The 358-nt window shown below is 64.5% G+C and carries 1 pseudogene; it reads left to right on the forward strand.

Going from position 1 to position 358, the window contains the following annotated elements:
- A pseudogene (gene tsaB / locus BG74_RS08500) lies at nt 1–358 on the forward strand (tRNA (adenosine(37)-N6)-threonylcarbamoyltransferase complex dimerization subunit type 1 TsaB); the annotation flags it as partial.

Consider the following 358-nt stretch of genomic DNA (forward strand, 5'->3'; position numbering starts at 1 on the left):
TAGACAGCCTGTTAGCGGAGGCCGGTATTACGCTTGATAGTCTTGATGCGCTGGCGTTCGGCCGCGGCCCCGGCAGCTTTACCGGCGTGCGCATTGGTATAGGCATTGCACAGGGGCTGGCGCTAGGCGCCGATCTGCCGCTTATTGGTATCTCCACTCTGGCAGCTCTGGCCGAAGGTGCCTGGCGTCAAACCGGCGCTTGCCAGGTACTGACCGCCATCGACGCGCGCATGGGGGAAGTGTACTGGGCGGCGTATCGGAGTGAGGCGGGTGTTTGGCTGGGCGAGGATGGCGAAGCGTTGACGGCGCCTGCTGCGCTGGCGCTACTGAGCGCGGATCTGAACGGGTGCTGGGCTAC

Source organism: Sodalis-like endosymbiont of Proechinophthirus fluctus (assembly GCF_001602625.1).
Classification (GTDB): domain Bacteria; phylum Pseudomonadota; class Gammaproteobacteria; order Enterobacterales; family Enterobacteriaceae.